General features: G+C 45.4%; 22 protein-coding genes. 12 read left to right on the plus strand and 10 right to left on the minus strand.

From position 1 onward, the window contains the following. Window positions 1–6: 6 nt before the first annotated feature. Together ubiA and recG are read right to left on the minus strand one after the other, a co-directional pair. Window positions 7–870, minus strand: coding sequence for a 4-hydroxybenzoate octaprenyltransferase (gene ubiA, locus C2740_RS07800; protein ID WP_215292947.1), 864 nt, complete (start codon window positions 868–870; stop codon window positions 7–9). Window positions 871–880: 10 nt separating this feature from the next. Continuing rightward, window positions 881–2,947 carry an ATP-dependent DNA helicase RecG gene (gene recG / locus C2740_RS07805; RefSeq protein ID WP_215292949.1) on the minus strand — a complete coding sequence of 689 codons (2,067 nt, stop codon included), beginning with the start codon at window positions 2,945–2,947 and terminating at the stop codon, window positions 881–883. A gap of 30 nt (window positions 2,948–2,977) precedes the next feature. Here recG and queA point away from each other — a divergent pair, with 30 nt between their 5' ends. The 5 genes from queA to secF all read left to right on the plus strand — a co-directional run bounded on the left by queA (window position 2,978) and on the right by secF (window position 8,499). After that, entirely contained in the window at window positions 2,978–4,024 is a 1,047-nt protein-coding gene (gene queA, locus C2740_RS07810; RefSeq protein ID WP_215292951.1) for a tRNA preQ1(34) S-adenosylmethionine ribosyltransferase-isomerase QueA, read from the plus strand. Further along, a complete protein-coding gene (tgt, locus tag C2740_RS07815) occupies window positions 4,021–5,178 on the plus strand; it encodes a tRNA guanosine(34) transglycosylase Tgt (RefSeq protein WP_215292953.1) in 1,158 nt (385 codons plus the stop codon). The genes queA and tgt overlap by 4 nt, the downstream gene beginning before the upstream one ends. Window positions 5,179–5,309: 131 nt before the next feature. Continuing rightward, window positions 5,310–5,636, plus strand: coding sequence for a preprotein translocase subunit YajC (gene yajC, locus C2740_RS07820; protein WP_215292955.1), 327 nt, complete (start codon window positions 5,310–5,312; stop codon window positions 5,634–5,636). 25 nt (window positions 5,637–5,661) lie between these two features. After that, entirely contained in the window at window positions 5,662–7,521 is a 1,860-nt protein-coding gene (gene secD, locus C2740_RS07825) for a protein translocase subunit SecD (RefSeq protein ID WP_215292957.1), read from the plus strand. A 3-nt stretch (window positions 7,522–7,524) separates the two neighbouring features. Further along, on the plus strand, window positions 7,525–8,499 hold the full coding sequence (gene secF / locus C2740_RS07830; RefSeq protein WP_215292959.1) for a protein translocase subunit SecF: 975 nt from the start codon (window positions 7,525–7,527) through the stop codon (window positions 8,497–8,499). Window positions 8,500–8,511: 12 nt separating this feature from the next. On the opposite strand, the gene C2740_RS07835 is transcribed toward secF, so the two are convergent. Both C2740_RS07835 and purB read right to left on the minus strand, forming a co-directional pair. Continuing rightward, window positions 8,512–9,867 carry a 3-deoxy-D-manno-octulosonic acid transferase gene (locus C2740_RS07835; RefSeq protein ID WP_371818571.1) on the minus strand — a complete coding sequence of 452 codons (1,356 nt, stop codon included), beginning with the start codon at window positions 9,865–9,867 and terminating at the stop codon, window positions 8,512–8,514. Between the two features lie 2 nt (window positions 9,868–9,869). Beyond that, window positions 9,870–11,249 (minus strand): adenylosuccinate lyase, encoded by a 1,380-nt coding sequence (purB, locus tag C2740_RS07840; RefSeq protein WP_215292963.1) that lies wholly within the window; start codon window positions 11,247–11,249, stop codon window positions 9,870–9,872. A 95-nt stretch (window positions 11,250–11,344) separates the two neighbouring features. Here purB and C2740_RS07845 point away from each other — a divergent pair, with 95 nt between their 5' ends. Further along, complete coding sequence (locus C2740_RS07845; RefSeq protein ID WP_215292965.1) at window positions 11,345–11,959, plus strand: glutathione S-transferase N-terminal domain-containing protein; 615 nt, start codon at window positions 11,345–11,347, stop codon at window positions 11,957–11,959. Between the two features lie 16 nt (window positions 11,960–11,975). On the opposite strand, the gene mnmA is transcribed toward C2740_RS07845, so the two are convergent. Beyond that, entirely contained in the window at window positions 11,976–13,097 is a 1,122-nt protein-coding gene (gene mnmA, locus C2740_RS07850; RefSeq protein ID WP_215292967.1) for a tRNA 2-thiouridine(34) synthase MnmA, read from the minus strand. Window positions 13,098–13,273: 176 nt separating this feature from the next. Between mnmA and C2740_RS07855 the strand changes: the two genes are divergently transcribed. From C2740_RS07855 to C2740_RS07865, 3 genes are read left to right on the plus strand one after another with little or no spacing between them, the layout of a single operon-like run. Continuing rightward, the gene (locus C2740_RS07855; protein ID WP_215292969.1) at window positions 13,274–14,404 is read left to right on the plus strand and encodes a Re/Si-specific NAD(P)(+) transhydrogenase subunit alpha; all 1,131 of its coding nucleotides are present in this window, start codon (window positions 13,274–13,276) and stop codon (window positions 14,402–14,404) included. 28 nt (window positions 14,405–14,432) lie between these two features. Continuing rightward, entirely contained in the window at window positions 14,433–14,768 is a 336-nt protein-coding gene (locus C2740_RS07860) for a proton-translocating transhydrogenase family protein (RefSeq protein ID WP_215292971.1), read from the plus strand. Window positions 14,769–14,797: 29 nt separating this feature from the next. Next, window positions 14,798–16,165 carry an NAD(P)(+) transhydrogenase (Re/Si-specific) subunit beta gene (locus tag C2740_RS07865; RefSeq protein ID WP_215292973.1) on the plus strand — a complete coding sequence of 456 codons (1,368 nt, stop codon included), beginning with the start codon at window positions 14,798–14,800 and terminating at the stop codon, window positions 16,163–16,165. A 57-nt stretch (window positions 16,166–16,222) separates the two neighbouring features. Here the strand turns inward: C2740_RS07865 and C2740_RS07870 are convergent, their stop codons facing one another. Further along, a complete protein-coding gene (locus tag C2740_RS07870) occupies window positions 16,223–17,056 on the minus strand; it encodes a DUF5672 family protein (RefSeq protein ID WP_215292975.1) in 834 nt (277 codons plus the stop codon). Window positions 17,057–17,187: 131 nt separating this feature from the next. Here C2740_RS07870 and C2740_RS07875 point away from each other — a divergent pair, with 131 nt between their 5' ends. After that, the gene (locus tag C2740_RS07875; RefSeq protein WP_215292977.1) at window positions 17,188–18,006 is read left to right on the plus strand and encodes a DUF5672 family protein; all 819 of its coding nucleotides are present in this window, start codon (window positions 17,188–17,190) and stop codon (window positions 18,004–18,006) included. A 14-nt stretch (window positions 18,007–18,020) separates the two neighbouring features. Here C2740_RS07875 and C2740_RS07880 read toward each other — a convergent pair whose 3' ends face one another. The 4 genes from C2740_RS07880 to C2740_RS07895 form a co-directional block, all read right to left on the minus strand. Then, on the minus strand, window positions 18,021–19,580 hold the full coding sequence (locus C2740_RS07880; RefSeq protein ID WP_215292979.1) for a tetratricopeptide repeat protein: 1,560 nt from the start codon (window positions 19,578–19,580) through the stop codon (window positions 18,021–18,023). A 13-nt stretch (window positions 19,581–19,593) separates the two neighbouring features. Then, a complete protein-coding gene (locus C2740_RS07885) occupies window positions 19,594–21,780 on the minus strand; it encodes a tetratricopeptide repeat protein (protein WP_215292981.1) in 2,187 nt (728 codons plus the stop codon). Between the two features lie 110 nt (window positions 21,781–21,890). After that, window positions 21,891–23,534 (minus strand): chaperonin GroEL, encoded by a 1,644-nt coding sequence (gene groL / locus C2740_RS07890; RefSeq protein ID WP_215292983.1) that lies wholly within the window; start codon window positions 23,532–23,534, stop codon window positions 21,891–21,893. A 28-nt stretch (window positions 23,535–23,562) separates the two neighbouring features. Further along, the gene (locus tag C2740_RS07895) at window positions 23,563–23,853 is read right to left on the minus strand and encodes a co-chaperone GroES (RefSeq protein WP_087909492.1); all 291 of its coding nucleotides are present in this window, start codon (window positions 23,851–23,853) and stop codon (window positions 23,563–23,565) included. A 316-nt stretch (window positions 23,854–24,169) separates the two neighbouring features. Here C2740_RS07895 and C2740_RS07900 point away from each other — a divergent pair, with 316 nt between their 5' ends. Next, window positions 24,170–25,012, plus strand: coding sequence for a diguanylate phosphodiesterase (locus C2740_RS07900; protein ID WP_215292985.1), 843 nt, complete (start codon window positions 24,170–24,172; stop codon window positions 25,010–25,012). Further along, window positions 25,012–25,635 carry a response regulator transcription factor gene (locus C2740_RS07905; RefSeq protein ID WP_215292987.1) on the plus strand — a complete coding sequence of 208 codons (624 nt, stop codon included), beginning with the start codon at window positions 25,012–25,014 and terminating at the stop codon, window positions 25,633–25,635. Before C2740_RS07900 ends, C2740_RS07905 begins: the two co-directional genes overlap by 1 nt. The last annotated feature ends 57 nt before the right edge of the window (window positions 25,636–25,692 follow it).

Below are 25,692 nucleotides of genomic sequence, written 5' to 3' on the forward strand. Positions count from 1 at the left end.
CAACTCTTAGCGAAGGCTAAGACCGAGCACAACTCCTAGAAATAAAAATCCGCCCAAATAATTATTGTGGCGAAATGCCCGAAAGCATTCTTCACGTTTGCGCGTAGAGATGAGTTTTAAGTGGTAGACGGCACAAGCGAGAGCCGCAAACCATCCAACTAAAAAGTAATTACTCAAGTCAGTCAACTGGGCGACCCAAATTTGACTAATAAATAAGATGGCATAGCTAATCGCTATTGCCAGCACCTCAAATTGCCCAAAGGTGATTGCCGATGTACGTAAGCCCAATCGTAAATCATCCTCTCGATCGACCATGGCATAAGCGGTGTCATAGGCTATGGCCCAAAAAATATTTCCTATAAATAAGATCCAGGCCTCTAAGGGGATGGTGTTGAGAATGGCAGCATAAGCCATTGGGATGCCAAAACCAAAAGCAATCCCCAGAACAGCTTGGGGCATGGCAAAAAAGCGCTTGGTAAAGGGGTAAATAAACGCCACCGCCAATGCAAGTACTGAGAGTTTCTTGGTATACCCATTCAGGGTTTGAATTAGCAAGAAGGCAATCAAAGCCAAAATAGCGGCAATCAATACCGCCTCTTTGCCAGAAATCTTGCCACTAGTGACTGGACGCGCTTGTGTTCTCTGCACATGACGATCAAAGTTGCGATCAGCGTAATCGTTAATCGCACATCCCGCGCTGCGCATCAAGAAAGTACCTGCCACGAATATCAATAAGATTTTTAAATCTGGCACGCCACCACTAGCAAGCCATAAGGCCCACAGGGTTGGCCATAAAAGCAATAAGATGCCAATCGGCTTATCCAGGCGAATCAGATAAGCATATGAAATCAGGCGGTCGTTCAGAAACATTCTGTAATTATCACGCCTTTAGAAAATCAGCACGAGACCCAAGCCAACGCTCAAGATGACGCTCCACTACATCAGCATGCTCTGCTAATAATCGCTCAGCCGCTTGTTGAGCCAGCTCAATGAGCCAAGCATCACGCTGTAAATCAACAAATCGCAACATGGCATCTCCGGACTGCTTCGCTCCAAGCAATTCACCAGGACCACGTAAAGAAAGATCCCGCTCTGCGATAACAAAGCCGTCAGATACTTCACGTAAAGTTTGCAAACGCTCTTTAGCGGCCATTGATAAAGGCTCAGCGTACATCAAGATACAAACTGAATCGGCAGAGCCACGGCCCACGCGCCCACGCAGTTGATGAATTTGCGCATAACCAAAGCGTTCAGCATGCTCAATCACCATCAGCGCAGCATTGGGCACATCCACCCCGACTTCAATAACAGTTGTAGCAACTAAGAGTTGGATTTCATTGGCCTTGAAGGCGGCCATCACCGCCGCTTTTTCTTCGGCCTTTAAGCGGCCATGTACTAGACCAACCTTAAAATCAGGCAAGGCCTGTGTTAATTGCTCATAACTCTCAACCGCTGTTTGCAATTGCAGCGCTTCAGACTCTTCAATCAAAGGACAAACCCAATAAGCTTGTAATCCTTTAAATAGCCAACTCTGTAAACCTCCAATCACCTCATCGCGGCGACTGGCCTTCACCACCCTAGTGGCAATCGGTTTTCGACCGGGAGGCAACTCATCAATCACAGACACATCAAGATCTGCGTAATAGGTCATTGCTAAAGTACGCGGAATTGGCGTGGCGGACATCATTAATTGATGGCAGTAGAACAATTCGGATCCAAGTCTTTGCTGAATTTCGAGACGCTGCCTCACTCCAAAACGATGTTGCTCATCTATGACCGCCAAGCCCAATTTAGAAAAACTGACGCTCTCCTGAATAAGTGCATGAGTACCGATAATGAGCTGAGCCTGCCCGCTCTCAATCATTTCTTGGGCCAGTCTTTTTTCTTTGGCCTTCAAGCTGCCAGAGAGCCAGGCAATTCGAACACCTAACGGCCCAAACCATTCCTTCATCTTTAGATAGTGCTGCTCAGCCAAGATCTCTGTAGGCGCCATGATCGCAGCCTGATAACCATGATCCATAACCCTCGCCGCCGCTAAGGCAGCAACAACAGTCTTACCGCTGCCTACGTCACCCTGCAAGAGACGATTCATGGGAAACGATTTTTCTAGATCATTGCCAATTTCCGACCAGACGCGATCTTGTGCTGCAGTGAATTTAAAAGGTAGCACTTTGCATAAACCCCTCTCAAGACTTTGTTCTTGGGAAGGCTTTGCAAAACTCGGGGCATGTCTATCTCTACGAATGGCATGGGCACGCTTTAAAGAAATTTGTTGTGCAAGCAATTCTTCGAACTGCACTCGTCGCCATGCAGGGTCGGTACGCTCAAACAATGCTTGCGTATCAGCATCCGCAGGTGGTTGGTGCAAATAAGTAATGGCAGATTGCAGATTTGGCCAGTCATTACTGGGGAGCAACTCTGCCATTAACTTCTTAGGCAAGAACTCAGCTAAGCTATCTTGCAAGCGAGGATCACGTAATGCCTGCGCAACTGCTTTGCGAATGACCGTTTGCGAAACACCAGCACTTGCCGGATAGACTGGGGTAAGACTAGTTGGCAAAGGGGCATCTGCGGCTAGAGCCCTAACAGTAGGATGGACCATTTCCGACCCCTGAAACCCTTCGCGCACCTCTCCGCGGACTCGGACATGCGCACCCACTGCCATTTGCTTTTGCTGACTCGGATAGAAATTCAGGAAGCGCAGTTGCAAAGTCGCAGTATCGTCTTCAATGGTGACTAGCATCTGCCTTCTGGGTCTAAATAAGACCTGATTACGAATTACCACCCCTTGGGTCTGCGCCGAACTAAATCTGCCTTGATTTAAGGCGTCTTCAATCGTCAATAACTCGGTCTCGTCTTCATAACGTGAGGGAAGATGCAAAGCAAGGGCCATAGGGCTGTCTAAACCCATCTTTTGGAGTGTGCTTGGCGCTTGTTTAGTAGTCATCGTTAAAATCTAATACCTGATGGTAATGCTATGCAACTTTCCGACTTTAATTACGAACTTCCCGCCAATCTAATTGCCCAACACCCTTTGGCAAATAGAACCGATAGCCGCCTCCTAGAGGTCAATGCTGACGGGAAGAATGACGCCCAGCTAATAGACCGTCAGTTTAAGGATATTCTTAGCCTTATCAAGCCAGGGGATTTATTGGTATTCAATGACACCAAAGTCATTCCCGCAAGACTGCATGGCAAAAAAGAGACTGGCGGTAATGTTGAGCTTCTCATCGAGCGAATTAGTGGTGACATGCAAGCTTGGGTCCAAATCAGGGCATCCAAAGTTCCTAAAACAGGCTCCATTGTGCATATCCATAATCAAGCTGGAGAAACTTTTCCAGTAAAAATGATTGGATATGATGGTCGCTTTTACGAAGCCCGCTTTCCGGAAAATGTATTTTCTCTGCTCGAGCGTTTCGGTGAATTACCGCTACCACCCTATATCGAACATCAACCCGATGGTGAAGATGCACAGCGCTACCAAACTGTAGTGGCGAAAAATCCAGGTGCAGTAGCTGCACCTACCGCCGGACTTCATTTTGACGAAAACATTTTGCAGCAATTAAAAGATTTTGGAGTGCATCAAGCCACTATTACCCTACACGTAGGGGCGGGCACCTTTACCCCTGTTCGTGAAGAAGACCTCTCGAAACACAAGATGCATCATGAGTGGTTCTCCATTCCAGAAGAAACTTTGCAAGCGATTGAAGACACCAAGAAAAAAGGCGGGCGAGTAGTTGCAGTAGGTACAACCAGCCTCAGAGCCCTAGAGAGCCAGGCTCTTAGCCGACAAAGCAGTAGTGAGACCAACCTCTTTATTACCCCGGGCTTTCAGTTCAAAGTCGTAGATTGCTTGTTAACAAACTTTCATCTGCCAAAATCTACCTTATTAATGTTGGTGAGCGCTTTTGCGGGCATGGGCAATATCCGCGCCGCCTACCAACATGCCATTGATCAGAGATATCGCTTCTTCAGCTATGGAGATGCAATGTTTCTTTGCCGACTTGAGAATACAAATCCATGACCAAACCTGTTCACTTTAATATTTTGGCGCGCGACTCGCAAAGTCCTGCTCGCCTTGGTCAACTTGATCTTCCCCATGGCAGCGTGCAAACGCCCATTTTTATGCCAGTCGGAACTTATGGCACCGTAAAGGCAATGACACCGCGCGACCTGAATGAAGCAAAAGCGCAGATTATTTTAGGCAACACCTTTCATCTTTGGTTGCGCCCAGGTCTAGATGTCATCAAGAAACATGGTGGCTTACATCGCTTCATGGCTTGGGATAAACCTATTCTGACTGACTCAGGCGGCTTTCAGGTGTTTAGCCTGGGGGCACTTCGCAAGATCTCCGAAGAGGGCGTCACTTTTGCCTCCCCGATTAACGGCGACAAATTGTTCATGTCTCCAGAGGTATCAATGGAGATTCAGGCGGTATTGAACAGCGATATTGCCATGCAATTTGATGAGTGCACCCCTTACGAAATCAAAGGTCAACCTACTTCAGAAAAAACTGCCCGAGCCTCGCTTGAAATGTCACTTCGCTGGGGCGATCGGTCGCTCAAACGTTTTCGAGAACTCAATACTGGCAATGGTTTATTTGGCATCGTCCAGGGCGGCATGTTTGAGAATCTGCGCGAGTTTTCCTTAGATGCCGTCAGTCAGCAAGGTTTTGATGGAATTGCCATTGGCGGACTCTCCGTTGGAGAGCCTAAGCCTGAATTTGAGCGAATCTTGAATTTCACGGCACCCAAGCTTCCCGAGCATATGCCGCACTACCTTATGGGCGTTGGGACGCCCGAGGACCTAATTCTTGGAGTTAGCCTAGGTATTGATATGTTTGATTGCGTAATGCCCACCCGAAATGCCCGCAATGGCTGGCTATTTACCCGCTTTGGAGACCTCAAATTACGCAATTCTGGCTACAAGGACGATGATCGACCACTCGACCCTACTTGTAGCTGTTACACCTGCCAGAACTTCACCAGATCCTATTTAAATCACCTCCAAAAAGCCAATGAGATTCTCGGATCGCAGCTCAACACCATTCACAATCTCTCCTATTACCTCCAGTTGATGACGGAAGTCAGGGAGGCCTTGAGCAAAGATCGTTTTAGCGCCTATCGCGAAGAATTTCATCAGAATCGTCAGCGTGGCGTTGAGCCTGGGCAGGATTAATAGCCCTGCAGGGCGCACGCCCCTCTAAATCACCCCCAAAGCCCCACACAGTTTAGAATTGCGGGTTTACGGCTTTGCTTAAAAGCCTAAAACCGAAGCAGTTTCCAAATAGTCTTTAACGGAGGTTTTGTATGTGGATTAGTAACGCTTTTGCCCAAGCTACAGCTGCGGGTCCAGATTCTGGTGGCTTAATGAGCTTCCTTCCATTGGTTTTGATGTTTGCAGTTTTGTACTTCATCATGATTCGCCCACAAATGAAGCGTCAAAAAGAAACTAAAGCTATGCTCGAATCATTAGCAGTTGGCGACGAGGTCGTTACTGTTGGCGGCATTATGGGCAAAGTAACAGCGCTGAAAGATCAAGTTGTCACTGTTGAAATTTCTGCCGGCACTGAAGTGCAGTTGCAAAAAGGTGCTATCACTACCGTTTTGCCAAAGGGCACGCTGAAGTCTGCTTAATACCTTTGTTTAAAAGTATCCCACTATGAATCGCTACCCCCTCTGGAAGTATCTAGTTATCGCCGTTGCTTTATTAATTGGCGGGCTATATTCATTACCAAATTTTTATGGTGAGGCTCCAGCGGTTCAAATCTCGTCCGCCAAACCAACCATCAAGGTTGATTTGGCGACACAAGCTCGCGTTGAAAAGATTTTGACTGAGGCTGACATCAGCAACACTGGCATTTTCTTTGAGAACGCCACCAATGTAGGTTCAATCAAAATTCGGTTTAACAGCACTGACATCCAACTGCGCGCACGAGATCTCTTGCAGCAGAAAATGAATATCGATCCAAATGATCCCAATTTCACAGTTGCCCTTAATCTCCTATCCAATACACCGGGCTGGTTAAATGCAATTAACGCCCTACCTATGCCACTGGGGCTTGACTTGCGCGGCGGTGTCTACTTCCTTTTACAGGTAGATATGAAGGGTGCAGTTCAGAAGAAGGTTACCTCTTTGGCAACTGATATCCGCACCCAACTACGAGACAAGAATATTCGCCATCAAGGTATTGAGCGTGGCGCAGATAGCATTACTATTAATTTTGGCAGCACTACTGATGCTGAGGCTGCTCGTACAGTTCTGTTATCTACTCAGCCTGAACTGATTTGGCAAGTCAAGCCTACCGGCCTCTCCCCAAAGTTAGTTGGCGAATTCAAACCAACAGCTTTAAAAGAAATACAAGATAACGCAGTCAAGCAAAACATCATCACCCTGAATAAGCGCGTGAATGAGTTAGCCGTTAAGGAACCCGTTATTCAGCAACAAGGTGCAGAGCGCATTGTGGTGCAATTGCCAGGCGTTCAAGATACTGCGCGTGCCAAAGACATTATTGGTCGTACAGCAACCCTAGAGTCTCGCTTGGCCGACCCATTGGTCTCCACTATTGGTATTGGTGAAACGCCGCCTCCAGGCATGGATACCTTCCGCTTTGGAGAAAACCGTTTAGGCGTATTTAAGAAATCTGTCATTTTCAGTGGCGATCGCATTACTGATGCAAGCGCTGGTTTTGATCAAAACCAGCGTCCCGCCGTCAATATCTCACTGGATGCCGCTGGTGGCCGCGTAATGCAAGAAGTCACTCGCGAAAACATTGGCAAACCAATGGGCATGATTCTGTTTGAAAAAGGCAAAGGCGAGGTTCTGACAATCGCCACCATTCAAGGTGAATTTGGATCTAAGTTTCAAATCACGGGCCAACCAACTACTGCGAGCGCAAATGACTTAGCACTCTTGCTGCGCGCTGGCTCTTTGGCTGCCCCAATGGAAATCATTGAAGAGCGAACCATTGGACCAAGCTTAGGCGCCGAAAATATCGAGAAAGGCTTCAAGTCACTCTTAATTGGCTTTGGTGCAATTGCTATCTTTATGATGGCTTACTACTTACTCTTTGGCACATTCTCGGTAGTTGCCTTGGCAGTGAACTTGCTCCTGCTGATTTCCGTCTTATCAATGTTGCAAGCCACTCTCACCTTACCCGGCATTGCCGCGATGGCCCTGGCACTTGGTATGGCAATTGACTCCAACGTATTGATTAACGAACGTATACGTGAAGAGCTACGTAATGGCGCTGCGCCACAAACCGCTATTGCAGTTGGCTTTGATAAAGCTTGGGCAACGATTTTAGACTCCAACGTGACAACCTTAATTGCTGGTCTTGCCCTTTTAGCATTTGGCTCTGGCCCAATCAAAGGCTTTGCGGTGGTTCACTGCTTAGGCATTTTGACTTCAATGTTCTCGGCCGTCTTCTTCTCGCGTGGTCTTGTCAACCTTTGGTATGGCAGACATAAGAAGGTTCAAAAACTCGCTATCGGCCAAGTTTGGCGCCCACAGGAGAAATAAGTCATGGAATTTTTCCGGATCAAAAAAGATATTCCCTTCATGCGCCATGCATTGGTGCTTAATGCAATTTCTTTAATCACCTTTTTAGCAGCAGTCTTTTTCTTATGGCATAACGGCCTTCATCTCTCAATTGAATTTACTGGTGGCACGGTGATGGAGGTGAGCTATCCTCAAACTGCTCCACTAGATTCCATTCGCACTAAGGTTGAAAAGCTTGGTTATGCTGATACCCAAATTCAGAACTTTGGTAGCTCACGTGATGTCATGATTCGTTTGCCATTGCAAAAAGATGCTGAAGGCAAACTCATCTCTTCCGCAGACCAGAGTGCAGCTGTTATGCAAGCACTTGAGCCCGCAAGCAGCGGCGCCAAGTTACAGCGCGTAGAGTTCGTTGGACCACAAGTTGGCCAAGAGCTGGCCATGGATGGCTTGAAGGCTCTGGTCTTTGTGATCATCGGCATTGTGGTGTACCTCTCCTTCCGCTTTGAGTGGAAGTTTGCGGTCGCAGGCATCATTGCGAACTTACATGACGTAGTTATCATCCTAGGCTTCTTTGCGTTCTTCCAGTGGGAATTCTCGCTCTCTGTCTTGGCGGCAGTCCTTGCGGTTCTGGGTTACTCCGTGAATGAATCTGTAGTGATCTTCGACCGTATTCGCGAGAACTTCCGCAAATACCGCAAGATGAATACCCGCGAGATTATTGACAATGCGATTACCAGCACAATCAGTCGTACCGTCATTACTCACGGCAGTACTGAAATGATGGTTTTGGCCATGCTGGTCTTTGGCGGCCCAACACTCTTTTACTTTGCTCTCGCACTGACTATTGGCATTTTGTTTGGTATTTACTCTTCAGTGTTCGTCGCTGCTGCTTTAGCCATGTGGCTTGGAGTAACGCGTGAAGATTTGGCAAAGGGCGACAAGAAGCCGGATGATAATGCCCGCAACGATGACCCTAATTTTGGGGCACGCGTTTAAGCCAAACTTGGCTTAATTTAAAGAGAAGTTTTGTTGATCAAGGGCAGCTAGTATTCGCTTAGTTGCGCCTTGATGCTCAATTGAGTAAGTCTTTGCCGCTTGACTCATCGTGCCAAGCTCAGCAGTATTCAAGAGCAAAACCTTCAGAGCTTCCATCAAAGCAGTTGGTTCGCTCAACAATAAGTCACCCCCAATACGCTTTGCAGCGCCTGCTTGGATTGCATCTAAGGAGGCCTGCTGAAAGTTGTAAGTGTGCTCACCCAAAAGAACGGGGCAGCCTGCAGCACAGGCTTCAATAAGATTCTGACCACCGAATGGCAGTAGACTACCGCCCATAACCACCAAATCAGCCGCGCTGTAATACATTGGCATCTCCCCCATAGAGTCACCTAAGACTACATCTAAGCCAGCACACTCCGTTGGAATTCCTGACCACTCAGTGCGACGACGAAACTTCAAACCAGCCGAATACATTAGATCAGCAACATCAGCAAATCTTTCTGGGTGGCGCGGCACCAAACAGAGCAAAGGAGCAATCACAAAGGAATTGCTGAGCATTAAATCTTTCCAAGCTTTCAGAAGAATTTCCTCTTCACCATCGCGGGTACTAGCAGCGCAGACCATCAAACGTTTACTAGCATGCAGCTCCTGTTGCCATTGTTTTCCCTGCTGGATCAACAGTGGATCAAGAGGCACATCAAACTTGAGATTGCCTACGATGCTGATATTCTTCACACCAAGACTGCGATATCGCTGCGCATCAAATTCGGTTTGCGCTAAGATGCCAGCAAAGGCTTGAAACAATGAACGTCCAGCTTTACCAAATCGATTGACGCGACGTGCACTTCTCTCGGAGAGGCGGGCATTCACCAAGAACAAAGGTGGGCCGATCTCTGCGCAACGAAAAACGACCGTTGGCCATGCCTCAGTTTCCATAAAGAGCCCAAGCTTAGGCTTGAAAATATTCAAAAAATGTTCAACCGACCAGCAAAGATCATATGGCAAGTAAACCTGGCGAATCTGCCCAGAAGCAATTTGATTAGCAAACAATTGCTTACCTGTACGACGACCATTTAAAGTCATGTGTGTTAACAAAATGGTTTCACCACGAGCAAGGTAGGCGTCAATTAATGGCTGAGCAGCACGGGTCTCACCTACTGAAACTGCATGAATCCAAATTGATTCTTGCTTGATTGGTTTGTCATAACCAAAGCCAAGACGCTCTGGAATATGGTGCAAATAAGCAAAAGAATGGCGTGCGCGCCAAGCTAGGCGGATAAAAGCCAATGGCAACAAGAGATGCCATAGCAATTGATAAACAGCAAACCAGACTCGGGGGCGCGCCCCGTATTCTGCACTGGAGCTCACACTCACTTTTTGAGACGTTCGGTCAATTCAACCGCCTTACCTAGGTAAGAAGATGGTGTCATTTCCAGCAAACGTGCTTTTGCATCTTCTGGAATCTTCAATCCGCGAATAAAGGCTTGCAAATCAGCCTGATTAATACCTTTGCCACGAGTTAATTCTTTTAGCTGCTCGTAGGGATTCTCAATACCGTAACGGCGCATCACAGTTTGCACTGGCTCTGCCAGCACTTCCCAACAGGAATCTAAATCTGCAGCAATAGCTGCATGATTTACCTCCAACTTACCAAGGCCACGCAAAGCGCTGTCATAAGCTAATACGCTATGACCGAATGCTGGACCGAGATTACGCAAAACGGTTGAGTCGGTAAGATCACGCTGCCAACGAGAGATTGGCAACTTTTCTGCAAGGTGATGCAGTAGAGCGTTTGCAACCCCTAAGTTACCTTCAGAGTTTTCAAAATCAATCGGATTCACTTTATGCGGCATGGTTGAGGAGCCAATTTCGCCAGCCTTAGTGCGCTGCTTGAAATAACCCACAGAGATGTAAGCCCAGAAGTCTCGATCCATATCCAAGAGGATCGTATTGGCACGGGCAATCGCATCAAACAATTGGGCCATACCATCATGCGGCTCAATCTGAATGGTGTAAGGATTAAAAGTTAAACCAAGACGTTTCTCAACTACGTTCTTAGAGAAATTCTCCCAATCAAAATCTGGATAAGCAGATAAATGCGCGTTGTAATTACCTACTGCTCCATTCATCTTGCCGAGCAATGGAACCACGGCAATTGATTCAATAGCGCGCTCTAAACGTTTTGCGATATTGGCAATCTCTTTACCAAGCGTACTTGGTGATGCAGGCTGACCATGAGTGCGAGATAACAAAGGTACTTTAGCGTTTTCAAGAGCGAGATCCGTTAATACCGAGAGTACTTTTCTGAGTTGCGGCAAGAGAACTTCATCACGCGCCCCACGTAGCATCAAACCATGCGATGTATTGTTGATATCCTCAGAAGTACAAGCAAAGTGGATGAACTCACTCGCCTTTAATAGCTCTGGACGATCTGCTACCTTTTCTTTTAAGAAATACTCAACCGCTTTCACATCATGATTGGTAACAGCCTCAATATCTTTGATGCGCTGCGCATCCGCATCAGAGAAGTTTTCAGGGAGCGAGAGCAAGAAAGCTTCATCGGCTGCGTTGATTTTTGGCACGTCAGGAAGATCTGCGGCAGCCAATGCCAACAACCAATGAATTTCCACAAATACCCGCTGACGCATAAAGGCTGCTTCCGAAAGCCAGGGGCGCAAGGAATCGAGCTTGCTGGCATAACGACCGTCTAAGGGGGAAAGGGCATTAAGGGTAGAAAGCGGCTGACTCACGAATATTGCCTTTGCATTGAATATGTCAATAAAACCTGATTTTAATGCGTTCCAGGGTCAAGCAGGCCTCCATGAGGATGGCTATACTGTGCCCTATGAAACTAATCGGATCCCTCACTAGCCCCTATGTACGTAAAGTACGTATCGTATTTTCTGAGAAAAAGGTCGATGTTGACCTTGAATTGGAGAATGTTTGGGCTGCAGACACCAAAATAGCCAATTCCAACCCCCTGGGGAAGGTTCCCTGCCTTATTCTGGAGGATGGCGAGGCTATCTATGACTCTCGCGTGATCGCCGAATATGCCGATGGCCTTAGCCCCGTAAGCAAGCTCATTCCCACTGACAACCGCGAGCGTGCAACTGTCAAAACCTGGGAAGCCCTGGCTGACGGAATCACGGATGCTGGCATTTTGGCGCGACTCGAGCGCACATGGCGCCCAGCTGAAGAGCAAAGCTCAGCTTGGGTTGATCGCCAAATGGGTAAGATTCAAAATTCTCTGCGTCAAATGTCTGAGATCTTAGGAGAAAATGCCTGGTGCCATGGCAATCAAATGACACTGGCAGATATTGCAACAGGATGTGCGCTTGGCTGGCTGTTACTGCGCTTTCCAAACATTCAATGGCAAGCTCAATATCCAAACTTAGATCGTCTCTACCAAAAATTATTGCAGCGACCTTCTTTTATGGAAACTGAACCACCAGCAGCGTAAGTCAAATTTGCATTTCTCATTGGGATGAGGCGGAAATAATTCCGCCACCCAAACAAATATTGCCGTCATATAAAACCGCTGATTGCCCGGGTGTTACTGCCCATTGCGCATCCGGAAATCCCAGCTCAAAACTAAGATCTGCTGTACCAGCAGTTAAAGTGCATGCGGAGTCCGCTTGACGATAGCGAGTCTTGGCAGAGTAACTTCCAGAGGCTGGGGCGGCACCGGCAATCCAACTCGCATCAATAGCTTCTAGGGTCTTAGCCAAAAGCCATGGGTGTTCATGACCCTGCGCTACATACAGCGTGTTATTCGCCATATCCTTACGCGCTACATACCAAGCATCACCATTACCATCCTGACTGCCGCCCAAGCCAATCCCTTTACGCTGGCCCAAAGTGAAAAAGGCTAAGCCCATATGCTCGCCAACAGTCTTGCCATCTGGTGTTTTAATTGGGCCCGGTGTACATGGTAAGTAGCGATTTAAGAATTCCCTAAAAGGACGCTCACCAATAAAACAAATTCCAGTACTATCTTTTTTGCGCGCGTTGTGTAAGCCAATTTTTTCGGCAATCTTGCGCACTTCAGTTTTTGGAATTTCCCCTAGAGGAAACAAAACATTCGCCAATTGCTGTTGCGTTAAACGATGTAAAAAATAACTTTGGTCTTTGCTCGCATCAAGTGCTTTTAACAATTGCACTTTGCCGCCCTCGTGACGCACCCTGGCATAGTGCCCAGTAGCAATAGCATCAGCGCCCAAACTCATAGCGTGATCTAAGAAAGCCTTGAATTTAATCTCGGCATTACAAAGAACATCCGGATTAGGGGTGCGCCCTGCAGCATATTCACGTAAAAATTCAGCAAATACGCGCTCTCGGTATTCAGCGGCAAAATTAACCGCTTCAACATCGATTCCGATCAAATCGGCTACAGACACAACATCGAGCCAATCCTGACGGGAAGAGCAATACTCATCGTTATCGTCGTCCTCCCAATTCTTCATGAAAAGGCCAATAACCTCATAACCCTGCTCCTTGAGCATCCAGGCAGCAACTGATGAATCCACCCCTCCAGACATGCCAATGACGACTTTCTTGGGCTTTGTGGGCGGGATTGAGGAAGAATTGAGCGGGATCATCAAAAAATGCGAGAATTCAATATAAGCTGGGAGTCCATATTGTAGAAGTCTTAGTCTGATTTCACAGAAATTTAGGCAAAAACCAAGCATTTAGACTTAGAGGTGAATAAATAGGTGAAATTGAGCCTATTTAACTAAAATAGATTTTTTATAAATTTTGCTTTTGGAGACATGCCATGCGCATAGGAGTGCCGCTGGAAACAAGGCCCGGGGAAACTCGAGTAGCCGCAACACCAGAAACCGTAAAAAAACTGATCGGCCAAGGTCACAGTGTTGTCATTCAAAGAGACGCTGGCGTTCAGGCTAGTCAACCAGACGCTGCGTACGTAGCCGTAGGCGCCACTATTGGTAGCGCAGCCGATGCATTTGGCGCAGAAATTGTGCTTAAGGTGCGCGCTCCTGAAGCTGCTGAGCTTAAGCAAATTAAATCTGGCAGCGTACTCATCGGCATGCTCGATCCATTTGATAATGACAATATTGCTGCAATGGCTGCGCAAGGTGTAACAGCGTTTTCATTAGAAGCCGCTCCGCGCACCACTCGCGCACAAAGTATGGATGTGTTGTCATCACAAGCAAATATTGCGGGCTACAAATCAGTCATGATTGCTGCAAATGAATATCAACGTTTCATGCCTATGCTCATGACAGCAGCAGGCACTGTAAAAGCTGCTCGCGTACTTATTTTGGGTGCTGGTGTTGCTGGCTTGCAAGCGATTGCTACTGCAAAACGTCTAGGCGCCGTTATTGAGGCATCAGATGTACGCCCAGCTGCTAAAGAACAAATTGAATCTTTAGGCGCTAAGTTTGTTGATGTACCTTATGAAACTGATGAAGAGCGTCAAATCGCGCAAGGCGTTGGCGGCTATGCCCGCCCAATGCCAGAAGCGTGGATGAAACGTCAGGCAGCCTTAGTTGCCGAGCGCGCTCAACAAGCTGACATCGTGATTACCACCGCTTTAATTCCAGGACGCAAGCCGCCAGTCCTATTGCACAGCGACACCGTTGCCAATATGAAACCAGGCTCTATCGTGATTGATATTGCTGCCGGTCGTGGTGATAACGGCTCGGGTAACTGTCCGCTCACTCAAGCCGACAAGATTGTGGAAATCAATGGCGTCAAGATTGTTGGTTATACCAATCTTGCAAGCATGGTCGCAGCGGATGCATCAGCGCTCTATGCGCGTAACTTGATCGACTTTATGAAACTCATTGTTGATAAGGAGGCGAAATTGGTCATTCCTACTGACGACGATATCGTTACCGCCTGCTTAATGTGTCGTGATGGCCAAGCTGTCCGCAAAAACTAATAGAACAAATTTAGACTAAGGAAATATCATGGATCTCGCTGCTTTTCAAAGCATCCTCACAGTCCAAAACATCACCGTGTTTGTATTGGCCATTTTTGTTGGCTACCACGTGGTTTGGAACGTTACTCCAGCATTGCATACACCATTGATGGCCGTGACTAATGCCATCTCCGGAATTATTATTGTCGGCGCACTCTTGCAGACTGAAGTTATCGGCGGAGATGAAATTACTCTCACCAGCATTATTGGTGCCGTTGCAGTATTCCTGGCCTCCATCAATATTTTTGGTGGTTTTATGGTCACCCGCCGCATGCTGGAGATGTTTAAGAAAAAAGCTCCTAAAGCTGATGCAGCAGCCAAATAAATAGAACAAGATCTATAGAGACCAAAACAATGTCAAACATAACCGCTATTTCTTATCTCATTTCCTCGGTGTTGTTCATCCTCGCATTGCGTGGACTGTCCTCACCAACCACATCACGCCAAGGCAATACTTTTGGCATGATTGGTATGTTGCTGGCAGTGATCACCACTTTCTTGATTCCTGATTTCAAACCTGTTCTCTCACTGATCGCCGTGGCGATTGTGGGTGGTGCAATCATCGGAACGATTGCGGCTAAACGTGTACAGATGACCAAAATGCCAGAGCTTGTTGCTTTGATGCACTCTTTTGTTGGTTTGTCAGCAGTCTTGATCGCAATTGCTGCTGTATTTAATCCGGCCCATGACCATACTGGCGCACAAAAGATTGAATTATTTATTGGTGCGTTTATTGGCGCAATCACCTTTACTGCCTCCGTAATTGCTTTCGGGAAATTATCCGGCAAGGTCAGCGGAAAACCAGTAACCTTTTCTGGTCAACATCTTCTAAACCTCGTTCTTGCTATCTCCATGGTTGGTGCAGGTATTGCTTATTACATGGGCGATAGCCATGCCGCCTTCTTGGCGATGTGTGCAATTGCGCTGGTATTGGGTGTGACCTTAATTATTCCTATCGGTGGCGCTGATATGCCGGTAGTGGTATCCATGCTGAACAGTTATTCAGGATGGGCAGCGGCAGGTATTGGCTTTACTTTGAACAACCCTGTGTTGATCATTGCGGGTGCTTGCGTAGGATCTTCAGGCGCAATTCTGTCCTACATTATGTGTAAGGCGATGAATCGCTCAATCCTCGCAGTATTGCTTGGCGGTTTCGGGGCTGAAGCTACTGCTGGCGGCGCTGATGACGGCAGTCCTAAAAACTACAAAACTGGCTCTCCAGAAGATGCGGCCTTCCTCATGGAAAATGCCGACACTGTGATCATTGTTCCGGGCTACGGATTAGCGGTTGCACGTGCACAACATGCCCTTAAAGAGTTAACTGAAAAGTTGACGCACCATGGTGTTACCGTAAAGTATGCAATTCATCCAGTAGCAGGTCGCATGCCTGGACATATGAACGTACTCTTGGCTGAAGCTGAAGTTCCATATGATCAGGTTTTTGAGATGGAAGACATCAATAGCGACTTTGGGCAGGCTGATGTAGTGTTAGTGCTTGGTGCAAATGACGTGGTGAATCCGGCTGCACGTACACCAGGTAGCCCAATCTTTGGGATGCCAATCTTGGAGGCATTTAAAGCTAAAACCATTATTGTTAACAAGCGTTCAATGGCAGCTGGCTATGCTGGCTTGGACAATGAACTCTTCTACATGGATAAAACCATGATGGTCTTCGGTGATGCGAAGAAAGTGGTTGAAGAGATGGTCAAAGCGGTAGAGTAATTCAATAGCCGTTATTGGCCATTCTAGGCCGATAACGGCTAGATTCTGATATACGCGTCAAAAATTGCTCATGACACTTTGAAATCGCTTGCACCATGGACTCTCTCCATCCATTAAATTTTTATCAATCATTTCTACAAGTGCTGGGCGCGCCTCAATTACATCCACGGATTGAATCAATAATTGTCTAAACTTTCTTTCGCGACAATTTTCTAGATAGGTTGTCAAAATCTTAAAATTAGAAATGCGCTCAATTATTTTGTCCGCTATCAAAAGTAAGCCATTTTCGCTAAAAAATAATGGCAAACACCAAGGGGAATGGAATCCAAATATAGAACGCATATCACTGTATTGGCCCTCCTGGAAAGCAAATCGGCGTGCTATTTCCAGGGGAGCAAATTTAACTCCTTTTCTCTCTAGGTGGTCCCTGTACTTACAACATATCAATAGATCCTCGGGCCAGGATTCAGATAACCAGACCTTACGATCAAGCAGGCCTTCAAGCGCTTCCATGAGCCGAATAGACCGATAAGAGAACCCCCCATTTCCAACTTGTAATATTGAATCAACAAAATGAGGGGCGCCAATATAGTCATAATCTAAAAATTCTTGCTGCCACTGGGCTGGATTTAGAACAAAACCGTCCCACTGAATTATTAAAAAATCTTTGTTAATAATCTTTATCAAATCAAACAAGACTAATTCTTCGTAATCTTTAACTGAGGTAATTGGGGGTATTTTTACGAACTCTGCGCCATCAAAATATGGGACATCGCTGAAGGTGTAAACTTTATCAATGGCATGGCATTCAAGAGTTTTCTCGATCGCCAACTTTGGCAATGTTTTGTCGCTATAGGTATCAATAATAACTGCCGAAATTCTACGATTCACGCAATAATCCTATATAAAGAATATGATTAATCATAATCCAGGATGACTCGCAGCACCAATCTTCGGCAAACAAAAATCAAATTTTTAATAATCGTCTTAGCAAATAACCCAATCAACAGCCCATGAGCAAGATGCAAAATCTCGATGATGTAACCCTTCTGACTGTTACTTCAGTAGAAGTGGATTTGGCAAAAAATGCACTCATGATCTCAAATGAGTTTTGCAACTTCGGCTCGGTAAAAATCCTAGCGCCTAAGAGGCCAGAAAATTTACCAACTTCAATGGAGCACATTGTAATACCGCCGATAAATTTTCTTGGTTACAGCAAATTTATGATTGAGGATCTAAATCAATATGTTGATACCGACTTTTGTTTAATAATTCAGGCAGATGGTTTCGTGATCAATCCGCAGCTGTGGAGCGATGGATTTTTAGATTATGACTACATTGGCGCCCCCTGGCTCCCAATCGTAAGGCAAAGCAATGCTTCTCGAGGGTTTGAATTTAATAGAAACAGGGTTGGCAACGGGGGATTCTCCCTGAGAAGTAAAAAACTTCTTGAGGTTTGCTCTCAAATTAAATTTGATGAATTAAATCTGCCAATTAAGTCTGAGGATGTAGTTATTTGCCACTACTTCTACGAAGAAATGGTTAAAGCTGGCGTCAAATTTGCTCCAATTGACTTGGCCAGTCAATTTTCTATCGAGTCAGTTGTACCAGGCTTAAATGCCAATCTAAACTCTAGTTTTGGATTTCACGGCAAGCATTGGCTATCAAATAATCATCTTAAAAAACTAGCTTCTGAGTCAAAATATAAAGATGAATTTTTAAGTTTATTGAAGTTGCCACCAGTTAGACAAGAAGTTAAATCGAATCGCGTTGGCAGACTTGACCCATGCCCCTGTGGAATTGGCAAGCGTTATAAAGAGTGTCATGGGAAAATAACCTAATTCCTGATGAGCGCTTAAAGTAAACCCACATCAATCTGAATTTTTTCCAACACCCCTGCCCAGTCACCAATTTTCTCCTGCCTATACAAGCTTATTGAGGGGTACCAAGGGGTATCGGATCTATCTAAGAGCCACCTCCAATCTGGGACGAAAGGTAGTAGCACCCAGGTTTTTTTACCTAAGGCGCCACTTAAATGCGCCACACTTGTATCAACACTAATAACGAGATCTAAGCACTCTATCAGGGCGGCACTATCACCAAAGCTCTTAAGATATTGCGAAAAGTTTCGGATCCTTGTATTTAACTCAAGAGTCAATTGATCCGCTTCGCGAACCTCTTTTTGAAGACTAATGTACTCATAGTGTTCTGGCAGGTAAGGGAGCAAGTCTTTTAATGCCAAGCTGCGGTTGTAGTCATTCTTGTGATCTGGATTGCCGCTCCATACCAAACCTATTCTCGGTTTAGTCTTTTGACCTAATCTTGCTTCCCATTCAGTTACCGCCGCAAAATTGCCAGATAAATACTTCTGTGCAGATGGGATGTTGCTTAGATTAGTTTTAAATGCCAAAGGCAGACTGAGAAGAGGGCACTGGAAATCAAATGATGGAAGCTCTTGCTCCTTGATGACTAGCTGCGAAACGCCATCCAAGTCAGATAGGAGGGTAACAAGAGGATCAGGCACCTCCAAGATAACGCGCGCACCTAATTCTGAAACTAATTTTGCGTACCGACAAAACTGAATAAAATCACCCAACCCTTGTTCACCATAAAGTAAGATGGATTTATCTTTGAGTGACTCAGTGCCAGCCCAACAAGGTTTATCGAAGCGACGATTTCCTATGACTTTGCTCACTGAATCTGAACTCCATCGACTTTCATATAAGGGTAGACCACGTTCAAAATCGCCTTGCAGCAAAAGGGTTAGGGATTTATTGAGGAAGGCCTCATAATGCCCCGGATTTAGTCCAATAGCTTTATCGTAATCAGCTAGAGCCTCATCAAAATATCTCAATTGATTTAAAGCAAAGCCCTTGTTATTCCAGGTAATGTGATCATTTGGATTAAGAATTAAGGCCTGATGGTAGCTATTAATAGCCTCTTCATGGCGATCAAGCATCCTCAATGCATTGCCCCTGTTAGACCAGGCATCAGCATAATTTGGCTTCAGAGAAGCAGCATGTTCGTAATGGGTTAGAGCCTCAACAAAACGCTTTAGCTCGAAAAGAATATTTCCCTTGTTCAGCCAAGCCTCATCGTATTTTGGGTCTAACTTAATAGATTGATCAAACGCCTCTAATGCAGATTCGTATTGTTTCAATTCAAATAACGCACTTCCCAAGTTGCATTTAGTTAGTGGATTTTTAGGTAGCACCCTTAGGGATGTATTTAAATAGTCAATCGCCTGCTTATGTTGTCCCTTTTTTATAGCCACAACTCCTAATAACCTCAATATATGGGGATCTTTGGGGTTAAATTTAATCGCTTGATTTAAATACAACGCTGCTGAATCTACATTTAAGTTTCTGAGAGCGTCTAAGGCTTTATTTAAAAGGAAGCCTACTTGCGGATTCATATGATTCAGTCTCTCAAACAAAAAGGTGGTCTACTGGCTCAGCATTTAGATATCTCTTATACATCTCCAAATAAGCAGACTCAATATTTTTTGCATACAGCTGAGTATCAAAGAGGGGAGTGGTGAATCTATTTTTTATTAACCTTATTCTTATATCTCGTAATTTTTCCGTGTGTGTAGCAAGCTCAATAGCTAAACGCTCGTACTCACCCATATTTTGAGTAACCAACTCTGGTATGCCTACAGATCGCAGCAAACTACCGGCCACCCTGCCCGGGAAAGTCTCTCCAAGACAGGTAACCAAGGGTAGTCCGGCCTTGAGTGCATCTACTGCTGTGGTATGGGCATTGTAAGGATTGGTATCTAAAAATAAATCTGCAAGGGCGTATCTAGCTAAATGATCTTCCATTGAATCCACTCTTTGGGAGAAAATAATTCTCTCAGGACCAACGCCTAATTTTTTAAACTCTTTGAGAATATTTTCTCTGAAAAGAGCGGTATTCTCAGAAATCCAAAAAATACTCTTATCTACCTTTAATAAGACTCTTGTCCAACTCTCAAGAATTTTTTTATTGAACTTGTAACTATTATTGAAACAACAAAAAATAAAATGATCGTCAGGTAGGCCATACTCAGTTCGTGTGATGGGCCTCGAAGATGGCACTCTTTTTGAGTCATCAACCATAAATGTATTGGGTAAATACACCACTTTCTCGGTGTAATGCATACGACTCGACTCAGGAATAATTGTTTTATCCGCAACAATGTAATCCATATAACTAGCACCCGTTGAGCCAGCAAAACCAAGGTAGCCCACTTGAATTGGGGCTGCTCGGTAAGAAAAAACTCCGATAGGGCTAAGCTCTGTATGCCCACCTAAATCTACGGCAATATCAATCTCACAGTCCCTCGCAATTTGGGCAACCTGAACATCAGTTTTACCCTCGAGATCTAAAAAATGATCGAAAGCTTTGCGCAAGCGTAGCTCAACCTTATCGCCCTTTATCGCGCTTCTTAAGGAAAACGCATAGATCTCAAATTTCTCCCGGTCATGGAGTTCAAAAAGTTCAGCAGTTAGCAGAGAAACAGGGTGATCTCTAAAATCAGCAGAAAAATACCCAATACGAATTTTCTGATGAGTCTTTTTTTCTAACGGCTGAAGGATGACCTTAGGCAAATGCTGCGCATTTATAAATGCTTGCGCGGCCTGATGATTTATTTCAGGTGAATTGCTAAAAGATAAAACCGGGAATACAAGTGTGCTTTTTTCATTCTTATCCAGACCCCGAATAACGTTCTCGTAATCTTTATCCAGACCATCCCAAAGGGCCATTTTTAACTTGGTGTAGAGAATAGAACCTGGCAAATACTCTAGACTAGGCTTTAATGCATGTGCTTTCTGAAAGCAAAATAATGCCTCCTCATACTGACCCAATCTCTCAAGAACATTTCCTTTGTCTGCATAAGCACCAGCATAATCGGGCTTTAATGAGAGTGCTTTATCAAAATATTTGACTGCAGCCACATAATCAAACAACGCGTAGGCCGTTGATCCCCTATTGCACCAAGCATCTGCATATTCAGGTGATATTTGCAATGCTCTTTCTTGGCACTCAAAGGCCTGCTGATAATTTTTGAGTCTACGGTGCGCCACCCCCACATTGTTCCAGGTAGAGGGAGATCCAGCATTGATTGATAGGGATTGTTGATACCATAACATAGCCTCATCAAATCGCCCTAATTCCTGCAAAGCATTACCTTTATTGCTATAAGCCTCCGCATAGTTTGGCTCTAAAGAAATTGCCTTGTCATAAACTGCAATCGCATCTTGATATCTCCCCAATTCCTGCAAAGCATTACCTTTATTGCTATAAGCCTCCGCATAGTTTGGCTCTAAAGAAATTGCCCTGTCAAAACTCATTAAAGCTTCGGCATGATACCCAAGCTCCTTAAGAATATTTCCCTTATTGCTATGAGCAACTGCATTGGGAGCAAATGCATCAATCGATTTATTTATCAACTTCAAGGCTGCTGTGTAGTCGGCCCTATAGGCAGCTATCACACTCAAAAAACATAGTGCATCAGCATTTTTTGGCTCAATTTTCAAGGCATGCAGCAAGTAATTTTCCGCCTCATTCAATTGATTGGATTGAATATTCTGAATGGATAAATTGAGTAAATAAGCGACTTGGGGATTCATGATGCAATGCTAAACGATTTTTAAATCAATTCTTGGAACTTACTAAAGCAAAACGCCCGGTCTTTTGAACCAGGCGCTTTTTTCTACAGCTGACTAGCTGGTGTGGCGAGTTACATCATGCCACCCATACCACCCATACCGCCCATATCAGGCATGCCGCCGCCAGCAGATTCATCTTTTGGCGCTTCGCAGATAGCGCAATCAGTTGTCAACAACAGGGCTGCAACAGAAGCTGCATTTACCAAAGCAGTTTTAGTTACTTTAGTTGGGTCAATCACACCTTGAGCTACGAGATCACCGTATTCGCCAGTGGCTGCGTTGTAACCGTTGTTGCCCTTGCTGGCCAATACTGCATTGACAACTACACTTGCCTCATCACCAGCGTTCGATACGATGATGCGGAGTGGCTCCTCCATAGCACGCAATACGATGCTGATACCAGCGTCCTGATCAGCGTTATCACCTTTTAGACCTTTGATACCCTGCATTGCACGAATCAAAGCCACGCCACCGCCAGGAACAATACCTTCTTCCACGGCCGCACGGGTTGCATGCAATGCATCATCAACACGGGCTTTCTTTTCTTTCATCTCCACTTCAGTAGCAGCTCCAACACGAATCACTGCAACACCGCCTGCCAACTTGGCAACGCGCTCTTGCAATTTTTCTTTGTCGTAGTCGCTAGTAGCTTCATCAATCTGCACGCGAATATTCTTCACGCGAGCCTCGATCGCTTTAGCATCACCAGCACCGTCAATAATGATGGTGTTTTCTTTGCCAATTTCAATTCGCTTAGCTTGACCTAAGTGCTCAAGAGTTGTTTTCTCGAGCGTGAGGCCAATTTCTTCCGCAATGACGGTGCCACCAGTCAAAATCGCGATATCTTCCAGCATTGCTTTCCGGCGATCTCCAAAGCCAGGAGCCTTAACAGCACAGGTCTTGATAATGCCGCGAATATTATTCACCACCAAAGTTGCCAAAGCTTCACCTTCAACATCTTCCGCAATGATGAGCAATGGACGGCCAGATTTGGCTACTTGCTCGAGTACTGGGAGCAAGTCACGGATGTTGCTTACTTTTTTGTCGAACAAGAGAACGTATGGTGATTCCAATACGGCAACCTGCTTTTCAGGCTGATTGATGAAGTATGGGGAGAGGTAGCCACGATCAAACTGCATACCTTCTACTACTTCAAGTTCGTCCTCTAAAGACTTGCCATCTTCAACGGTAATCACGCCTTCTTTACCTACTTTTTCCATTGCTTCAGCAATGCGCTGACCAATGCTGTGATCACTGTTAGCTGAAATAGAGCCAACTTGAGCGATTTCTTTAGTAGTTGTGCAAGGCTTGCTAATTTTCTTGAGTTCTTCAAGAGCGGCAGTTACTGCTTTATCAATACCGCGCTTGAGGTCCATTGGGTTATGGCCTGAAACAACGTATTTCATACCTTCGCGTACGATGGACTGGGCCAAGACAGTAGCGGTAGTTGTACCGTCACCAGCGATGTCAGCAGTTTTGGAAGCAACTTCCTTAACCATCTGCGCACCCATGTTTTGCAACTTATCTTTGAGCTCGATTTCTTTTGCTACAGATACGCCATCTTTAGTAATCGTAGGACCGCCAAATGAACGCTCCATAACAACGTTGCGTCCTTTTGGTCCCAGGGTTGTTTTTACTGCGTTTGCGAGAATGTTGACGCCTTCTACCATTTTGGTACGGGCGCTATCTCCAAATACAACGTCTTTTGCTGCCATGATTGAATTCCTCTCTTAAATACCGAAATTACTTCTGTACAACAGCCATGATGTCTTCTTCGCGCATTACGAGAAGCTCATCGCCGTCGACCTTAACTGTTTGACCTGCGTATTTACCAAACAACACGCGATCGCCTACTTTGACGTCGGGTGCATTTAATTTACCGCTGTCATCGCGTTTACCTGGACCCACTGCCAAAACTTCGCCTTGATCAGGCTTTTCTGCAGCAGCGTCAGGAATGATGATTCCGGAAGCAGTTTTTGATTCTTGATCTAAACGCTTGATGATTACGCGATCATGTAAGGGACGCAAATTCATCTCTTCTCCTATGTTAGTAAGTGTTAACTAATTAAATATCTATATATAAATCAATTGCTTATAATCTCTTCACACGAACTGCAAAGGTGATTTACTTAAAAATCAGCTATTTTTAGCACTCGTGTGTAGGGAGTGCTGATTATATAGGTGCGATTCCCAGGATTTCAAGAGGAAGACCATAAATTCGGGCAAATTTCGGCTCTATTTATAATATGGACAGGTTGGTAGGGTAATTCCTACAGATAAATCAGCCTTAAGCCCTTACCGCTCCAATCCGTCCTGCCTAGACTGGACAGTCACCGATTGGAGATTGCTGATGAGCCCGAAATCCCGGCTGTACACGCTTGTAAAGGCATGGAAGAACAAACCCTTCCAAGAAGTCCGCGACGCCTGTGGCGCGCCCTGGCTTGGCATTAGCAGCCAAGCACTAGAAGAACACCAATCCTGGTCCAAGCGACAAGCGATTAGCCATGAACCTATTTTTAACTGCAAGGGAACAAAACTGAGCGGCTCATTATTTAGACCACTATTAACAGCCTCAGATATGCAATTACTGCGTTTATTCATGGAAGGCCTCGATACGATTTCCTACTGGTATCGCAGTGGGCGTTTCATTCCTGGCATTTTGCCAGTGCCCACACATGCGATTGCCTCAAGCGGCTACATAGATGCATTAAGCGATCTGATTCTGAACTCACGTCTGCCAGTAGGTCTTATTGCACTGGGTATTCCCGCGCTTCCAGAATCCAATGTTACTGATGCATTTAAGGAAGGTTTATTACGAATGCGCAGGCTAGGCGTCTTGTTGCACTTGATGAACTTCTCGGGGAGTGTCGAACAATTGCACTTAACCTCAGAAATAGAGGTTGATGGAATTCATATTGATATGAGTCAGCTTCGTAATGCAACATTGTCTACAGGTGTAATTAAGCAACTCAGACATTCGCCCTATTCGACCACAAAAGTTTATGCAAGCAATGTAGGCCTTGTCAAAGACTTAGAAAATGCAGCTATCTTACAAGCCGATCATTGCTATGGCGGCTTAATGATGTCGCCACTAAGTCGCCATCAGATGCTCCAGATTAATGACAGCCGAATCGCTAAAGCCATTTTTTCGCTGCACCCTCATCCACAACCAAACCAAAATGGAGACAAGTAATGAGAAAACGCGTGATGTTGGTAGATGATCATCCAGCTATGCTGATGGCTCTCAAAAGTATGTTGCAAGACCAGCTGTTATTTGAAATAGTAGGACAAGCCCAAAATGGCGAGGAGTGCCTCCGATCTATTAAGGAGGTTAATCCCAATATGGTGATTCTGGATCTGGATATGCCTAAGACTGATGGCTTTGATGTCATTCGACGAATAGGCCTCATGTACCCCGATGTCCGAGTTCTAGTCTTATCTAGCATGGATGAAGCAGTCTATGGTGGCAGAGTTAGATCGCTAGGTGGGCATGGTTTTGTCAATAAAACTGCGGGGGCTGATGTCATCCTAGCAGCCTGTGTTGCTATTTCACAAGGTTATAACTTTTTCACTCACGGAAAAAACGGTAATAGCTCATTAAGTGACAACGATAAGTTAGCGCTGATTTCTGATCGCGAATTACAGGTTATGAAGTATCTAGGAAAAGGAAATACTAATCAGCAAATTTCAGACATGCTGCATATCAGCAATAAGACTGTAGCAACTTATAAGACTAGGGTATTTGACAAGCTTGGCATCAACAATATTGCTGACTTAATCTTATTTTGTCGGATGAATAAAATCATCGAAAGCTAAACGGTATGCATCGATTCATCGTCTGCACATCACTACTGTTTTACCCATTATTTCATG

Origin of the sequence: Polynucleobacter sp. MG-5-Ahmo-C2, from assembly GCF_018687735.1 — a bacterium.
GTDB lineage: Bacteria > Pseudomonadota > Gammaproteobacteria > Burkholderiales > Burkholderiaceae > Polynucleobacter.

Bases quoted from the DNA above. Each gene is read 5' to 3' on its own strand.
- ubiA (WP_215292947.1), bottom strand. From the start codon at position 870: ATGTTTCTGAACGACCGCCTGATTTCATATGCTTATCTGATTCGCCTG.
- recG (WP_215292949.1), bottom strand. From the start codon at position 2,947: ATGACTACTAAACAAGCGCCAAGCACACTCCAAAAGATGGGTTTAGAC.
- queA (WP_215292951.1), top strand. From the start codon at position 2,978: ATGCAACTTTCCGACTTTAATTACGAACTTCCCGCCAATCTAATTGCC.
- tgt (WP_215292953.1), top strand. From the start codon at position 4,021: ATGACCAAACCTGTTCACTTTAATATTTTGGCGCGCGACTCGCAAAGT.
- yajC (WP_215292955.1), top strand. From the start codon at position 5,310: ATGTGGATTAGTAACGCTTTTGCCCAAGCTACAGCTGCGGGTCCAGAT.
- secD (WP_215292957.1), top strand. From the start codon at position 5,662: ATGAATCGCTACCCCCTCTGGAAGTATCTAGTTATCGCCGTTGCTTTA.
- secF (WP_215292959.1), top strand. From the start codon at position 7,525: ATGGAATTTTTCCGGATCAAAAAAGATATTCCCTTCATGCGCCATGCA.
- C2740_RS07845 (WP_215292965.1), top strand. From the start codon at position 11,345: ATGAAACTAATCGGATCCCTCACTAGCCCCTATGTACGTAAAGTACGT.
- mnmA (WP_215292967.1), bottom strand. From the start codon at position 13,097: ATGATCCCGCTCAATTCTTCCTCAATCCCGCCCACAAAGCCCAAGAAA.
- C2740_RS07855 (WP_215292969.1), top strand. From the start codon at position 13,274: ATGCGCATAGGAGTGCCGCTGGAAACAAGGCCCGGGGAAACTCGAGTA.
- C2740_RS07860 (WP_215292971.1), top strand. From the start codon at position 14,433: ATGGATCTCGCTGCTTTTCAAAGCATCCTCACAGTCCAAAACATCACC.
- C2740_RS07865 (WP_215292973.1), top strand. From the start codon at position 14,798: ATGTCAAACATAACCGCTATTTCTTATCTCATTTCCTCGGTGTTGTTC.
- C2740_RS07875 (WP_215292977.1), top strand. From the start codon at position 17,188: ATGCAAAATCTCGATGATGTAACCCTTCTGACTGTTACTTCAGTAGAA.
- C2740_RS07880 (WP_215292979.1), bottom strand. From the start codon at position 19,580: ATGAATCCGCAAGTAGGCTTCCTTTTAAATAAAGCCTTAGACGCTCTC.
- C2740_RS07885 (WP_215292981.1), bottom strand. From the start codon at position 21,780: ATGAATCCCCAAGTCGCTTATTTACTCAATTTATCCATTCAGAATATT.
- groL (WP_215292983.1), bottom strand. From the start codon at position 23,534: ATGGCAGCAAAAGACGTTGTATTTGGAGATAGCGCCCGTACCAAAATG.
- C2740_RS07895 (WP_087909492.1), bottom strand. From the start codon at position 23,853: ATGAATTTGCGTCCCTTACATGATCGCGTAATCATCAAGCGTTTAGAT.
- C2740_RS07900 (WP_215292985.1), top strand. From the start codon at position 24,170: ATGAGCCCGAAATCCCGGCTGTACACGCTTGTAAAGGCATGGAAGAAC.
- C2740_RS07905 (WP_215292987.1), top strand. From the start codon at position 25,012: ATGAGAAAACGCGTGATGTTGGTAGATGATCATCCAGCTATGCTGATG.